This is a genomic window from Sporosarcina sp. E16_3 (genome assembly GCF_017347125.1).
Lineage (GTDB): Bacteria > Bacillota > Bacilli > Bacillales_A > Planococcaceae > Sporosarcina.
In genome coordinates, this window is the sequence record NZ_JADPRX010000009.1 from 93,221 (window position 1) to 108,105 (window position 14,885).

Below are 14,885 nucleotides of genomic sequence, written 5' to 3' on the forward strand. Positions count from 1 at the left end.
CACTGTTCGTGATAAAATAGAAAAAAAGTCATGGGAGTCGATTTTATGTTAAATGATCGTTTGTATTATGCAGATGCATATTGTAAATCGTTTACGGCTCAGATTATAAAAGCCGCGCAAGATGCTGAAGGAAATCACTATGTCGTGTTAGAAAATACAGCTTTTTATCCGACAGGTGGTGGTCAGCCGCATGATTTGGGGACATTGAACGGTATTGCGGTGCTCAATGTGGAAGAAGTGGAAGATGAGATTCGCCATACATTGGCCGGTAGTCTCGGTTCTTCGACTGAAGTGGAAGGCATAATCGACTGGGAGCGACGCTTTGATCATATGCAACAGCATGCAGGGCAACATATATTGTCAGCTGCATTTGTTGAACTGTTCGAGTTTCCCACGGTAAGCTTCCATTTAGGAAAAGAAATTGTATCAATTGATTTGGATGTGGAGGATGTATCTACAGAACAATTGGACACAGTGGAAAAGTTAGCGAATGACATTATTTTAGAAAATAGACTGATTGAAATAAAATGGGTAACTGAAGATGAACTTCATCACTACCCCCTTCGCAAGCAACTGGCGGTGACAGACGAAATCCGACTTGTCATTATTCCTAATTTCGACTACAACGGCTGTGGCGGTACACATCCAAGTGCAACGGGACAAGTAAGTGCGCTGAAGATTTTATCGACAGAGAAGCATCGAGGTAAAGTGCGCGTGCATTTCGTTTGCGGCGGACGCGTGTTGCAGCAATTACAACGAAAAAACCAGGAGTTGGCGGAAACGTCCAGATTAGTAAGTGCACCGGACGATGGTGTTGCGGATGCGGTACAGAAGTTATTGGAAACGAATCATTCACTTGAGAAATCATTGGCAGATGCGCAAGATGCACTGTTAACATTTGAATCGAAAGCATTATTGGACCAACAGGAACAAGGCATTGTGAAAGCATTCTTTACAGATAGAACGGTTCAACAATTACAGAAACTTGCCCGACTTCTTGTAGCTGAAGCAGATGAACTAATTGTACTTCTCGTTGCTGAAAATGATAATCGACTACAGTTTGTCGCGGCTCGGGGGGCTTCCGTTGAAACAAGTATGAAGCAAGTTTCCTCTGCTGCACTCCCTCTTATTAATGGAAAAGGCGGCGGGAATGAATCGTTTGTCCAAGGTGGCGGTGAACGCTTGGTAACCGCAGAACAATTGCTGACTGTCATGGAAGGCTCACGATGAGCTTGTGATTCCGTTAGTTGATGCCGACTTATAAAAAGCCACCCTTGATTCTTTTTTATACAGCCACTAGACTATGAAAGCACCTTAATGAATAGACAATTACCCAGAAATAATAGGAGGCAATATTAATGCATAAAACAGAAGAAATTTTAGAAGCTAAAAATTACATTCTTAGTAAAACCAAAGAAATTCCCGAAATAGGAATTATCCTAGGTTCTGGACTCGGCGGCCTTGCTGATGAAATAGAAAACGGAGTTGTCATTCCATACGAGGATATTCCTTTTTTCTCAAAATCAGCTGCTGTTGGTCACGCAAATGAATTAGTTATCGGACGTTTACAAGGAAAAACAGTCGTGGCTATGAAAGGACGTTATCACTTCTACGAGGGGTATTCTTTAGACGAAGTTACCTTCCCTGTCAGAGTGATGAAAGCATTAGGTATAGAGAAAATGATTATAACGAACGCATGCGGAGCTGTAAATACTGATTTTAATCCGGGCGAATTAATGCTAATTACAGATCATCTTAATTTAGTTGGCATTAATCCATTGATTGGTAAAAATAACGATGCCTTAGGAACGCGTTTCCCAGATGTTTCTGAGGTTTATAATCGTGAAATGAGAGCAACGGCTTTAAAAGTAGCGCGTGAGAATGATATTACATTAAGAGAAGGCGTCTATGGTTGGTGGAGTGGCCCTATTTACGAAACACCTGCTGAAATCCGTATGATTCGTATTTTAGGTGCAGATGCAATTGGCATGTCAACAGTGCCTGAAGCAGTTGTTGCGATCCATTCGGGACTGAAGGTATTAGGAATATCGTGCTTAACGAATATGGCATGTGGAATTCTAGATGAACCACTAAGTCATGAGGATGTAATTAAAGTTGCTGCTCAATCTCGAAGTGCATTTGTACATTTAATTAAAAATGTCTTGAAAGAGATTTAAAGAAAATCATCAATGCGAAAAGCCTTCTGCGAAAATCTCCCAGAAGGCTTTTCACATACTTTTAAGTTTTAACTTACTAATAAACCTCGAAGTTCTGGCCAGTTTGCAAACCAAACACACTCTTTTCAAAAGCATGGACCACTCGCTTTACAGGTACCGCTTCGAACCCTTGAAAAAGACCACTAAGTCTGTGCCACGACTCTTGTAACACATTTGGACTTACGCTATTAATGCGAATTCCTCTTGGCATTTCAATAGCCGCAGCTTTAACAAATGCCTTGACGCCGCCGTTCGCCAAAGCCGCTGAAGCTCCTTTCGCGATTGGATCATCCATCATAATCCCCGTCGTTAATGTGAAACTTCCACCATCATTCAAATTATCAAAACCTAAAAGCACTAGATTGACTTGCCCTTTCAGTTTGCTATCAATTCCTACATCATTCAGCGCGGGTGTCATGTCCGTAACTGCGTCGAAATGAGCTCGCCCTGCCGCATTAATCACCGCGTCAACTTTACCAACCTGCTCATACATCCTTTTTATGCTCTCTACTGACGTAATATCAACAGATACATCGGCACCATTTCGTCCCGCGCGGATCACTTCATGATCTTTCTCCAATTCTTTAGTAATTGCATTGCCAATTGTTCCACTTGCACCTACGACGAGTATTTTAATATGTAATCCCCCTTTTTAAAGTATCTAGCTTCAATTAGTTATTGTTCTATCATACTAATTAAATGCCTTACTTATGAAAAGTTTTGCGATTTTGCTTAGGTCTTTAAACACTTCACCCAAAATACTTCACTCCAATCTGGATAATCAGAAGTACAGTTACGACGCGAAGTATCGGTTTAACATGCTCCGTTTTCAACTTACGCGCAAGACGAACACCGAGTTGAGCACCACTTATTGAACCGAGCATTAATGCAATCGTGAGTGGCCATATTATTTTACCTGTTGAAATGTAACTAATTGAAGCTCCGAAACAGCTTGAAAAAATCATAATTCGAGACAATCCAACTGCTCTCAAATAAGAAATTTTCAATCGAGCATACAGGTATAAGGCTAATGTTCCGCTACCTGGCCCAAAAACACCGTCGTAAATACCGATTCCATACAATGAAGTAGCACTCTTTTTAGTTACACGAAATGATTCATCGCCATCAAAATCCGCTTTCCCAAAAAAGGATGAGATGAATGCGAAGGTTAATAGGATTATCGCAATAACAATCATCCATTCTTCTTTCAAAAAGGAGGCAATAACCCCGCCTGTAATCCCTCCGGCAAGACTAATTGGAACAACCTTAAGCGCTTCTTTGACTGTTACTTCTTTATTTTTGTAAATCACAAGAAAACTCGAAAATGAGCTCACTGTGTTTGATACTTTATTCGCCCCAATTGCTGAATGAACCGGCAATCCCATTAGTAGCATAGCCGGTAAACTGATGAGTCCCCCGCCCCCGGCTAATGTACCAAGCGTTGTTGCAGCAAACCCGATGAAATAAAGCAAAATATATTCCATATAGCATCCTTCTTTCAGTTAAGACCCCTATATGACTAGCATATTCAACCTTAGTTCATAAGTAAATTCAATTGAATGAATGAATCTCAATTCGAAAAACTAATGGAGAAATCTATATATACTACTTAGATTGCACGCTGGGGCAGTTTCCTCACTAATTCAAAACTTCCAGCTTGCGGCATGGGAAAGGGAAATTGATATGTTTTGGCGTACTAATGATTGGGTATACGCCCCAGTATTCAGGGAGGGTATCGGTGACCTTACCGGCGAGAAGGTAATAGCGACGTTGATGATTTGCTATCGTGAACCTTTACCCGAAACTCAACCACGCACGGATATTCGCAAGCTTGTTGCGGTTATAAATAAATAACTTTTCGAACCGGAGACTAAGTAGCGCTTGTGAGCGGTTATCCGAATTAATTTATACATCTACTCATGAACTCCTGTTATTAGCCATATAGTTAGGCAGTATAAGTTGATATAAGGAGGAGGCTATCATGCAAACAAAAGAAGTGCGCTTACGACGGATTCAGCGCCTAGCTCATGAAATCATGGATGAGATGAACAGGGGAAATGAACCAAGACAGTTTGAAACGCTAAATCTTGCGGTTGATAATCTATCCCGGGCACTTGGAGATTTAGCGGATCCATTCGGTAATTATTCACTCGACTATATAGAAGATAAATTGGGGAAGGCCCATTTTCTATTATTTGAAAACGAAAAAAAGGTAAAGCTTCATTCTTCATGAGTGACTGTCATTACTGACTAAAATCCCCGCAATCTCATCGTAAGCTTCAACGAGATTGCGGGGATTTTTTATTATGCCCTAGTTTTTCAATTCAAGTAGTTCCCCTTATATTGTTACCTTCTAAGTCCCCGTCACACAACAGGGGCTACTACCAATAATAGATTGAGTTTTTTATTCCCGCCATGAACTAGTTAAGAACAATATCCCTCACCTTTTACTTTCCAAATTGCTACATAAGCATCGACAAGAACCACAATGCCCGCCATAAAATAACGCTACGCTGTACCAGCCGTTACAAGCATACTTATCACTTTATCTCGGAACGTATTGACTGGTAATAATTCAAAAACACCTTTGAGTGTAGCTGGAATAGCACTCGCGGGTGGTCCATCTACTGCACGCCAAATTGGCAGATGATCATTTTGTGGTTGTGGCAAAATCTTCATAGACACGCAAAGGATCAGATACCCTTAGCACAGTTGCAGAATTTGCAATTTCAATATTGATTGTTGCTTGTGCTACAGCGCCCAAAATGACTGTATGTGCTTGTGTTGTAAAATGCGTTTGAGGACACTCCCCTACTGCGTGCGAAAACATCTAGTCCGCCTGATTTGCAAACTTACTTGCTTCAATCAATTCATGAATACGTTGCTCTCATTCTCATTCAAGTTGAAATCGGGACAGCTTAGGGCAATTCAAGAAAAAACTACCGCACTTACTCTCACGCCCAAAACATTGGTCTGCATTTTGAGCATAAAACAAAGGGAGCAACTCGGTTAAGAGTTGCTCCCTTTATAGTGCTTATTTTAGGAGTTCGATTGTAAAACTAGATGTTCTGAAAAGTTCAGGTAATCGGTCTTTAGATGCAAAAGCTTGGTTCCCTGCAGCTCCACTGAAAATTACAACAAGTAAAAGTATAGATAAAATCTTTTTCATTATAAATCCTCCCATGTTTTTATTTTTCTATAAATATAATCATATCTATTTGCCTCTTGATAACAAATAGATGATAATTTATATTTTCTATTACTGTAATACCATTCGGCTAATGCGATAGAATATTTATGAACATACTGATAATCCTGTTTGTCTTTAAAATATTCAATCGCTTCTTTAGTCATTCTTTCGGATAGTCCTTGTTCACTATGGAGTGATTTGAAAACTTTAAAATGATGGTAATACGATGTGAGGTTATTATCTTTTAACTGTGAAAGTAATGAGATCCCCTCATCACACCAATCATTGACAAACTTCCGGTTATTCATTTTTGCATACTCGATTACTAAACAAAATATCGAAATGAGTGGGGTATCTTCATTTGTTTTATATGCAATGCTTTCTTTATAGTAACGGATTGCTTCCCTATTATTGCCCATTATACTAGATAACGACCCTAGGTTGTGGTAAACAATTCCTTTTTGGCGATGCAAGTTAAACTCATCACATATTTGCATTGCTTTTAAATAGGATTCTAATGCCTCTTGATATTGTTCACTTTTCTTTTGAGTAATACCAATAAGTACGTAACAGTCTAACACTCGCTTCATCAAAAAATTTTCTCTGAAATAGTCAAGAGCGCTTCTTATATAGTCAACTGTGCTAAAAATACGGCTATCAGCTGTGTAAACTACTCCTATCATAAAATTTAACTCAGCCTTTTCCCAATCCTCTAATGAAATGTCACCTACTAATAATAACACATCTTCGAAATATTCAATCGATTTATTCCGATTTTCTGTCGAATAATAGTAAAAAGCCTTATTTAATTTATATAAATAGGCTTGCCTTGGGTTGAAATCTTTGCTTAATTCTTCAAGATCTTCAATTCCCTTTTTTATTTCATTCAAATTACTGCCTGAAATAATGCGGAACCTTAATACAATGAGCAGATAAGTGTAGTAGAGCGTTTGATTTTCAAATAAGGGACTGTGTTGTTCTAAATACTCCAGTTTTTGTTTAGTAAAACTTTCATCTCGATTTGTAATTACTTCTTTGTAAGTAGCCTCTAGCATCTTCTCAAAATCAATTTCAGTTTGCTTATTATTATTCTGTAACTTCGACGGATCTATGCCTAATCGATTGAATAGTAACAGGACTATGTCTTCACTTGGAAAAATTAAATTCCGTTCAATTTTAGATAAGTAAGAAGGCGTGCAGATTCCTTTTGCTAATACTAATTGTTTCATCTCTTGTCTAATTCGTTCTGCCCTTATCAAATGACCAACTTTCATTAGCGAATCCCTCACTTATATAGCATAGTACATACGTTACATTTATCATACCACTTTATTGTGGGAAATTATTTAGCAAAAGACCAAAATAAAGCATGATTTCAAAAAAAATGTCCCAACCTAATTGAATATTACTTTAGTCTTGTTAGTGTTATGTTTAATTCAGCAAGAAATGGGGGGTAGTACTCATGCGAATTGAAGACATTTATTTTGAGGAAGCCTTTAAGGTAAGAAAAGTAAAGAAATGTACTTGTCAACATAGTGATAATAAAGTACGAGTACGGGATTCTAAAGTGATTTCCAATATATTAAACAGAATGCAAACCTGCATACCATTCTTTCGAAGGGAGTGATATTATGCCTATGGAAACGACGAACGAGCAATTGGATGTTGATTTTAGAGAAATGCAATTATATCAAATGAAAATTGAACTGATGGAGTTTTTGGATAAGATGAAATCTAATGGATTTCTGGAATCAGTAGAATTCCGGGATATTCCAAATGAAATCAAACAGATTTAACTCAGGAAGTTATTCAGTCGATTCTATCATTGAAAAGTTTTTCATTTCAGGTGAGGCTAAACATATGCTAATTCAGTTTCAAATAAGTTTGCTTAATAGTTGGAAATTGCAATCCAATAGCGGATTTAATCATGCGCTAATACCAATAAAATCATATACAACAAAAAACTCAGTCATATTGGATAGGACTGAGTTTTTCTATACTATTGTAGTTTACTTGAATAGATACCTGTCGTTCACCCCAAACCGCTAACACATAACAATAATTTTATGGGGAGTCGTTTGGGCCGGGATACTTCTAGTAGTAGCGCCATAAGCAACAATCAGATTTCGATTTGTAATATTCCCCGTAAAGGTTTGCCCATTTTCCAATAAGATTTGAGTTTGCGGAGAAACCGTTAACTTTAATGTGCCGTCGCTACTTTCCAATCGGCTGTTAAAAAAGGCTACTTTCACATGTTGATAGGGCGTGTCTTTGGCCATCACTAGCGCTCGATATTGCGGCGGGTATATGAAAGGAACTGGCGCGTTTGCATCATAAAACCCTGTTATTCTATCCCCCACTGCCACCCTTACATGATCTACAAAGTAAGTCGTGGGTGCCACAACAAAATTTACCGACGTTCCATGTCTGTCATCTACAGATATTATTTTATAACAACCAACTTCATTATTTTGCCCTATCGAAAAATCATCAATCATCGTGACAACACCATTGAAAGCTTGAAAGTTTATCATCCCTTTACCTCCATTGCTAATCGAACTTATATCTGTATAGACTATGCAATATTCTTATCGATTGTTCGCTAGACATGGAAGTTTAGGTAGACAAGTTAAAAGCCAGAGAGCATATGGATCCCTGGCTATAGCACTTCTATTGAAAGATTAGTATTATTTCACTTCATTTGTCGCTTCCATTGCAATACCACTAGCGCTTCACCAATAGGCTAGCTGTTAATTATGGCCATGAGAAGATCGCGGAGATTACAGGTATGCTAGCACGAATCTTTTCACCGCCAGTCTTACTAGCAAGAAGAAACGCACGATTGTGATTGAATACAAGAACCCTATACGTTCAGAGTATTATCATCAATCAGGTCTTAGGATAGAGGTGAAGAGAATCGAATCCATCTGGAATGTTTCGATACACTCGGATGGTTATACTACCAATATATGTTGGAGTAAAGAGCAGACAGCTTGGCTTGTCTGCTTTTTTTGTTCCCACAAAATAAATAATCATCTTCCGTTCCCCACTAGAGCCCCTGCGACTTTTACTGTAAACTGATTCATAAGGGAAGCATTTTGCCGGGACATCCTTTCGACCCGAACAATTTAATAAGACGCATTGTACGCCACGTAATTTCAAAGCTATTCCAAATTATTTTTGAATTTTAGGACGTGCTGGCACTTTTACAGATATCTTTCCAGAAGGCGTTAAATCAAAGAGACCGCCATTAGACTCTTCGTCAAAGGAATAGATGGTCAACCTCATTGGGTAATAAATACAATCAGTACAATAACGGCCGTTACGATTGTTGCAAATGCTATAAAGTACCTACTCTCCTACCCAAACGGAATTACATTAGAAAACCTCCCCCATCTATGCGATAATAATAGAACTAACGTTTCTTTTACTGAAGAAAAGAGGTTTTTTTATGAAGCCAGTAATAGTAGCCGAAAAACCAAGCCAAGCGAAGGCATACGCAGACGCTTTTTCTGTGCGGCGCCATGAAGGTTATTTGGAATTATTACCTTCTCCAATTTTTTCAGAAGGTGCATATATTACATGGGGAATCGGCCACCTTGTCGAACTAAAAGAACCGAAAGAATACGATTCGAAATGGGCCAAGTGGTCACTTGCTAGTTTACCAATTTTGCCAGACCACTATGAGTTTCAAGTTGCAAAAGGCAAGAGTAAGCAGTTCGCCATTGTAAAAAAGCTGATTAAAGGAACAGATACGGTCATTAACGCTTGTGACGTGGACCGTGAAGGATCAAATATCTTTTATAGTATTTATTATCAAACAGGCGCAAAAAACCAAACGATAAAACGGCTTTGGATTAATTCGCTTGAAGTCGATGAGGTTCGCAAAGGATTCGCCAATCTACAAGATAATCGCAAAGATCTTCTGATGTATGAAGAAGCAAAAGCGCGTCAAATCAGTGATTGGCTCGTTGGGATGAATGGCTCTCGTCTCTATTCTCTTCTGTTGCAAGCACGCGGCATTCGAGAAGTATTTTCAATCGGACGTGTTCAATCACCAACTGTTTACCTTATTTATCAGCGACAAAAGGAAATTGAAGCATTTGTTTCTGAGCCGTTTTATGAAATAGAAGCGACGTTTACTGCCGAAAATGGGACGTATAAAGGGAAGGCCAAAGCAAAGGATTCCAAAAGGGAAATTATCCGGGACCTTCTCGCGAAACATAACATTCACCCAAAATCACCTGGTGTCGTTACTTCCGTGGAAACAATTGATAAACGTACCCCGCCTCCGCAGCTACACGCACTGTCTACACTACAGGCAACGGCAAACCGCTTGTGGAAAACGAGTCCCGCGAATGTGTTGAAGACGATGCAAGGGCTCTATGAAAAGAAACTCGTGACGTATCCGAGGACGGATTCCCGGTATATCACGCCGAGTGAGTTCACCTATCTCGCGGGACAAGTAACTGAGTATCAGCAGCTCATCGGTCATACTTTCCCAGTCGCATCACTCGCTCCGAAAAAGCGCTATGTCGACAGTTCAAAAGTGCAGGAGCATTACGCAATCATTCCAACGAAGAAAATTCCGTCACAAGGGGTACTTGCTGGGCTCTCGACCATCGAGCGCAACTTATACGAAGAAGTTGTCCGCACCACGCTCGCTATGTTCCATACCGATTACCTGTACACGGAAACGAAAGTCACGACGGACGTCAACAACCTACCCTTCTTCACAATCGGGAAAACGGAACGCGATAAAGGGTGGAAAGCATTGTTCGTCCGTTCGTCTAAGGATAATGACAAAGATAAGGACGAGCCAACTCTGCCTCCACTCGTTATGCACGAACCCGTCGAAAGTGATATAGGTATTAAAGAAGGCAAAACGATGCCGCCGAAACCGTATACGGAAGGTCAGCTAATCGCGATGATGAAAACATGTGGGAAACTTGTTGAGGATAAAAAAGAAACCGATATTTTGAAAGAAATCGAAGGACTCGGTACTGAAGCGACGCGAAGCGGTATCATTGAAACGATAAAACGGCATAACTACATCGATGTGACGAAGAACATTGTTTCTATCACGGATAAGGGGCGCATCCTCTGTCAGGCAATCGAAGGAAATCTCCTCGCAAGCCCATCCATGACGGCTAAATGGGAAGCGTATTTACGAAAAATCGGTAATGGTGAAGGAACTGGAGAACGTTTTCTCGGAAGCATTGCGAAGTTCATCTATAGTTTATTGGAAGAAGTACCGGGTCAGCTGAAATCACAGAAGATCGATATCAAACTGACTTCTACTACTGCCCCATCTTCATCTGTACCCGTTCAAAATGGCATCGTAGCATGCCCTGCTTGTCAACAGGGTACAATCGTCGCGCGGAAAGAGTTTTATGGTTGCACCGCCTACGCAAGTGGCTGCAAGCAGACTTTCCCCGCTGTCTTTTTGAAGAAAAAGCTCACGCCTGCTCAAGTGAAACTTCTCTGTACGAAAGGGAAAACGAACGTTATAAAGGGTTTCGTCTCCAATTCTGACACGAAGTTTGATGCGAGCTTAACGCTTGTAAACGGGAAAATAAATATCGAGTTTAATTCCTAACACAAAAAGTCACCTCCTTTTTTAATTAAGGAAGTGACTTTTTGCACTTAAGTAATCTAACTACCCAAAACTATCCGGGCCAATTAACGTTTACTAACTTTTTCAGTTAAAAACGTAATGATGACAAACAATGCAAAGCTAATAAGTAAGATTGTTCCACCGACGATGTAAAGAATGAGTGACACTGTTTCATTCACTTCAAACGGTTTCATGAACTGTAGCCACATACCCGATGTCAGACCGATTGCTCCAATAATTCCCGTCCAGCCATGAATCGCAACTAATTTTTTTGCCCGAACTTTGTAAATGCGGTAGAAGACTCCCCAAGCAAATAGGGACAACCAACCAACTAATAAAATATGCGCGTGAATTGGACGGAATGCCGGTGATCCCGCTCCTGCCATATGTGAACCTAATACTGTACCGATCAAACCAAAAATTGCCGCTACACGAATCAAGCGTAAACTCCATTTTTGCTCCATATTAAATACCCCCTGTATTGTTGATGTTATACTCTTATCTTATACAGTCTACATGAACGGAAAGTGAACAGGACATTACAACTTTGGAAATACAACTGTAAAAGTGGTGCCTTGCCCTTTATGACTAGCAACTTCAATTGTTCCACCATGCAGTTTCACGACCTGTTGGACAATGGATAATCCTAGTCCAGTTCCGCCTGTTTCCTGCGTTCTGGAATCATCTGCTCGGTAAAAACGGTCAAAAATTCGCCCCAGTACTTCTTCATCAATGCCTATTCCGTTATCCTTGATAAGGACCTTAACTTGATCCGATTGCTCCGTTAACACGACTTCAATCGCCCCGCCAATCCCTGTATACTTTAAAGCGTTCGATAACAGGTTCTCCCACACTTTCTCAAGAAATGCAGGATCACCGGTAAAACGAACCTCTTCGATATCCATTTCTAACGTCATTTCTTTCTCTTCCAGCAACCATCTATACTTGCGGACTGTCTCCTTCAGCTGCTTGTCCAAGTCAAAAGTCCTTTTTTCAAGTGGGGATGATAACTGATCGAGTGATGTGAGAAGCAGCAACTGTTTGGTCAATGAAGACAATCGTTCCGTTTCCGATTGAATAACGTTAGCATAACTTTTCCGTGAATCTTCCGTGAGCTTATCATCCAACAACAGCTCAGCATATCCTTTTATATTAAGCAATGGTGACTGGAAATCATGCGACACATCACTTATAAATTCTTTGCGTATCCGATCATTATCGCTAAGTTTTTTCGTCATTAGCTGAAAGCTTTTCGCCAGCTGGCCGATTTCATCTCTTCGATTAATATCAAGTGTCCCAGAGAATTGTTCATCCCCAACCTTTTTCGTTGCGGCGGTTAACTCTGTAATTGGATCAATCAGCATTTTAGCCACAATTAACATCGCTAGCAAACTAACAACCGCCATGACAAGCACCATCCCACCAAGGATATAATGCACTTCTGTAAAAAGCATCTTAATATCAGGGCGTAGAAAAAGGGCATACTTTTGTCCATTAGACTCAAAGGGTACCCCCACGGTATTTGCTAATTCATTCGAGAAAAAACCGGTTACGAACGTTTCACTCGGGAGATCTCTCATCCCGTGATACACGTCACCATTCAATACCTGATCTATAACTTTTCTTGAAAGATTTTCTGCCCGAAATGCTTCTCCATACATCGTCGCTTCTTGGCGTTCATTGAGAACGTAGAGCTTATAACCGACGGCAGATTGCGCTTCAAAGTAGTTTTCCAGATCTAATTCCTTATCCGATTCAATGAACGATGCAATGCTTTTTGCGATGCCCATATTCTTCTCGTCATTTTGCCCTTTCAGCTGTTGATGGTAATATGTATTAACCGCGAGAAATGCAATAAGAGCACTCGCTATCATGATAACCGCCGTCATCGCGATGAATTTCCCGTACAACGATCTCATGCCGCTGACACCTCAAGCTTATAACCAACACCCCGCACCGTTAAAATGGTCACCTCGCCCGTCAGCTTCGCCAATTTGTCTCGAATCCGCTTGATATGAACATTTAACGTCTGTTCATCGCCTTCATAGTCATAACCCCATACCCGCTCAATTAATATCTCCCTTGTAAATACATAATTTGACCGTGATGCCAAAACCGAAAGTAATTCAAACTCCTTTAGCGGGAGAAGTAGCACTTTCTTACCAACAGAGACTTCATAACTTTGTCGATTTATTTTCAGCGGTCCAGCTTGAATGAACACGTCCACAGCTTTATCATACCTGCGTAAAATCGCGTTTATCCGAAATAATAATTCCCTCGGCTCGAACGGTTTTACAACATAATCGTCAGATCCCGCAAGGAACCCTTTTTCCTTATCTTCAAGCTGTCCCTTGGCCGTTAGCAATAAAACCGGAATATCCGCCTCTGCCCTGAGCATCTTAGTTAACGTATACCCATCCATCCCCGGCATCATTACATCAACCACTGCTAAATCCGGTAATTCCTCTTCCAATATCTTGAGCGCTTCAAATCCATCAGATGCTTTCAGAACCGTATACCCCGCCTGAGTCAATTGGATATTTACGAGCTCTAAAATATTTGGGTCATCATCTACCACAAGTATTTTCATCATAATATTCTCCTCCTCCTTTTTCGACTGGATGACTTCCTCCATTCCGAATTTAACAAACCTGAAATCAAAATAATGACTGCAGTAAAATAAAACCAGATAACCAGCAGAATAATACCCGACAATTGTCCATATAACCGAGTATAATCAACATTCGATACATAGCTACCGAACACAAGTGAAAATAGCTGCCATCCAATAGCAGAAAAAACCGCTCCTGGAAATGCATCTTTAAACTTCATCCTACCTGTTGGTACAACTTTATAAAACAATAGGAAAAAGAGAAATAGAAACAACGTTCCCAAGCCCCATTTAACATTCGGCCAAATATAAAACCATCCTTGCCATTCCTCAATTGTATCGTAATAAGTCACAACTCTATATAAAGCTTTTTCGATAATCGGAAGAAACAATGATAATGGAATGACCAGCATAAAAAGAAGCGTCACCCCAAGGTCACGAATCAATACCTTCCAAAATGCATAACGACGTACATAGCCATTCGCTAGATCAAGGGAACGCGCAAGGGACTGCACTGCCATCGAAGTGACCCAAAACGCCGTGGCGAGGCTTGCATACAGTACCTTACCATGTCCTTTACTAAGAACCGCGTGAACATTCTCTTCTATTATAGTGAATGTTCCATTAGGCGTAAAAGGTCTAAGAAAGGTAAGAAGCGTCTCTTCATTAACTGGAAACAAACTAAGCAAGGATAGGACGAAGAGGAAAAATGGAAAGATAGATAGTAAGAGATAGTACGCTGTTTGCGCTGCCTGATCAAAGAAACGTTCATTAAAAAAACGAACCACTACGTTTTTAATAATTGCCATTTGCAACCCTCCCTCTTTCAATATACCCTATTCTAAAGAAAGCAATAGGATAACTATGAAAGAATATAGTCCTGGAGACCAAGTATATAATCACGGCACCAATCATAACTTATTGCAGACCAAGCATATAATTACGGAACTGATTATAGCCCATCGCAGACCAAGCATATAATTGGTAGGATCAATTTCAAATGCAAGTTTTCACAAATAAAAAATTATCCCTTGTTCTACCTACGTACTCCCCACCGAATTCTCCAGCAAATAACATTAAAAATAAACACAAAAAAAGCCATTACCTATAAGGCAATGACCTTTCAATGAGACCGGCGACGTCCTACTCTCGCAGGGGGAAACCCCCAACTACCATCGGCGCTGAAGAGCTTAACTTCCGTGTTCGGGATGGGAACGGGTGTGACCTCTTCGCAATCGTCACCAGACTCTT

General features: G+C 40.2%; 14 protein-coding genes, 1 rRNA gene and 2 pseudogenes. 5 read left to right on the forward strand and 12 right to left on the reverse strand.

Features of this window, described 5'->3' with window-relative positions; all coding sequences use genetic code 11:
- Positions 1-45 precede the first annotated feature (45 nt).
- Positions 46-1,230 (forward strand): alanyl-tRNA editing protein, encoded by a 1,185-nt coding sequence (locus I2483_RS08085; RefSeq protein ID WP_207175144.1) that lies wholly within the window; start codon positions 46-48, stop codon positions 1,228-1,230.
- Positions 1,231-1,358: 128 nt separating this feature from the next.
- Complete coding sequence (locus I2483_RS08090) at positions 1,359-2,177, forward strand: purine-nucleoside phosphorylase (RefSeq protein ID WP_207175146.1); 819 nt, start codon at positions 1,359-1,361, stop codon at positions 2,175-2,177.
- Positions 2,178-2,253: 76 nt separating this feature from the next.
- On the opposite strand, the gene I2483_RS08095 is transcribed toward I2483_RS08090, so the two are convergent.
- Together I2483_RS08095 and I2483_RS08100 are read right to left on the reverse strand one after the other, a co-directional pair.
- On the reverse strand, positions 2,254-2,853 hold the full coding sequence (locus tag I2483_RS08095) for a short chain dehydrogenase (RefSeq protein WP_207175190.1): 600 nt from the start codon (positions 2,851-2,853) through the stop codon (positions 2,254-2,256).
- A 112-nt stretch (positions 2,854-2,965) separates the two neighbouring features.
- Positions 2,966-3,700, reverse strand: a complete 735-nt coding sequence (locus I2483_RS08100; RefSeq protein ID WP_207175148.1) for a sulfite exporter TauE/SafE family protein — start codon at positions 3,698-3,700, stop codon at positions 2,966-2,968.
- Positions 3,701-4,197: 497 nt separating this feature from the next.
- Here I2483_RS08100 and I2483_RS08105 point away from each other — a divergent pair, with 497 nt between their 5' ends.
- Positions 4,198-4,449, forward strand: a complete 252-nt coding sequence (locus tag I2483_RS08105) for a hypothetical protein (protein WP_207175150.1) — start codon at positions 4,198-4,200, stop codon at positions 4,447-4,449.
- Between the two features lie 278 nt (positions 4,450-4,727).
- On the opposite strand, the pseudogene I2483_RS08110 reads toward I2483_RS08105, so the two are convergent.
- The 4 genes and pseudogenes from I2483_RS08110 to I2483_RS08120 all read right to left on the reverse strand — a co-directional run.
- Positions 4,728-4,826, reverse strand: a pseudogene (locus tag I2483_RS08110) (FMN reductase); the annotation flags it as partial.
- A gap of 52 nt (positions 4,827-4,878) precedes the next feature.
- Positions 4,879-5,103, reverse strand: a pseudogene (locus I2483_RS08115) (LLM class flavin-dependent oxidoreductase); the annotation flags it as partial.
- 147 nt (positions 5,104-5,250) lie between these two features.
- Positions 5,251-5,385, reverse strand: a complete 135-nt coding sequence (locus I2483_RS19380; RefSeq protein WP_255550348.1) for a hypothetical protein — start codon at positions 5,383-5,385, stop codon at positions 5,251-5,253.
- Positions 5,385-6,680: a tetratricopeptide repeat protein gene (locus tag I2483_RS08120; protein WP_207175152.1), complete on the reverse strand. Its 1,296-nt coding sequence runs from the start codon at positions 6,678-6,680 to the stop codon at positions 5,385-5,387. The genes I2483_RS19380 and I2483_RS08120 overlap by 1 nt, the downstream gene beginning before the upstream one ends.
- A gap of 357 nt (positions 6,681-7,037) precedes the next feature.
- On the opposite strand from I2483_RS08120, the gene I2483_RS08125 reads away from it, so the two are divergent.
- Positions 7,038-7,202: a hypothetical protein gene (locus I2483_RS08125; protein ID WP_207175154.1), complete on the forward strand. Its 165-nt coding sequence runs from the start codon at positions 7,038-7,040 to the stop codon at positions 7,200-7,202.
- A 249-nt stretch (positions 7,203-7,451) separates the two neighbouring features.
- Here the strand turns inward: I2483_RS08125 and I2483_RS08130 are convergent, their stop codons facing one another.
- Positions 7,452-7,940, reverse strand: a complete 489-nt coding sequence (locus I2483_RS08130) for a hypothetical protein (RefSeq protein WP_207175156.1) — start codon at positions 7,938-7,940, stop codon at positions 7,452-7,454.
- Positions 7,941-8,857: 917 nt separating this feature from the next.
- On the opposite strand from I2483_RS08130, the gene I2483_RS08135 reads away from it, so the two are divergent.
- On the forward strand, positions 8,858-11,005 hold the full coding sequence (locus I2483_RS08135) for a type IA DNA topoisomerase (protein ID WP_207175158.1): 2,148 nt from the start codon (positions 8,858-8,860) through the stop codon (positions 11,003-11,005).
- Between the two features lie 83 nt (positions 11,006-11,088).
- Here the strand turns inward: I2483_RS08135 and I2483_RS08140 are convergent, their stop codons facing one another.
- The 5 genes from I2483_RS08140 to rrf all read right to left on the reverse strand — a co-directional run bounded on the left by I2483_RS08140 (position 11,089) and on the right by rrf (position 14,880).
- Positions 11,089-11,487 carry a hypothetical protein gene (locus I2483_RS08140; RefSeq protein ID WP_207175160.1) on the reverse strand — a complete coding sequence of 133 codons (399 nt, stop codon included), beginning with the start codon at positions 11,485-11,487 and terminating at the stop codon, positions 11,089-11,091.
- 75 nt (positions 11,488-11,562) lie between these two features.
- Positions 11,563-12,942, reverse strand: a complete 1,380-nt coding sequence (locus I2483_RS08145) for a sensor histidine kinase (protein WP_207175162.1) — start codon at positions 12,940-12,942, stop codon at positions 11,563-11,565.
- Complete coding sequence (locus I2483_RS08150; RefSeq protein ID WP_275956000.1) at positions 12,939-13,613, reverse strand: response regulator transcription factor; 675 nt, start codon at positions 13,611-13,613, stop codon at positions 12,939-12,941. The genes I2483_RS08145 and I2483_RS08150 overlap by 4 nt, the downstream gene beginning before the upstream one ends.
- Positions 13,613-14,443: a YihY/virulence factor BrkB family protein gene (locus I2483_RS08155; protein ID WP_207175166.1), complete on the reverse strand. Its 831-nt coding sequence runs from the start codon at positions 14,441-14,443 to the stop codon at positions 13,613-13,615. The genes I2483_RS08150 and I2483_RS08155 overlap by 1 nt, the downstream gene beginning before the upstream one ends.
- A gap of 321 nt (positions 14,444-14,764) precedes the next feature.
- Positions 14,765-14,880, reverse strand: a 5S ribosomal RNA gene (gene rrf, locus I2483_RS08160).
- Positions 14,881-14,885: the final 5 nt, after the last annotated feature.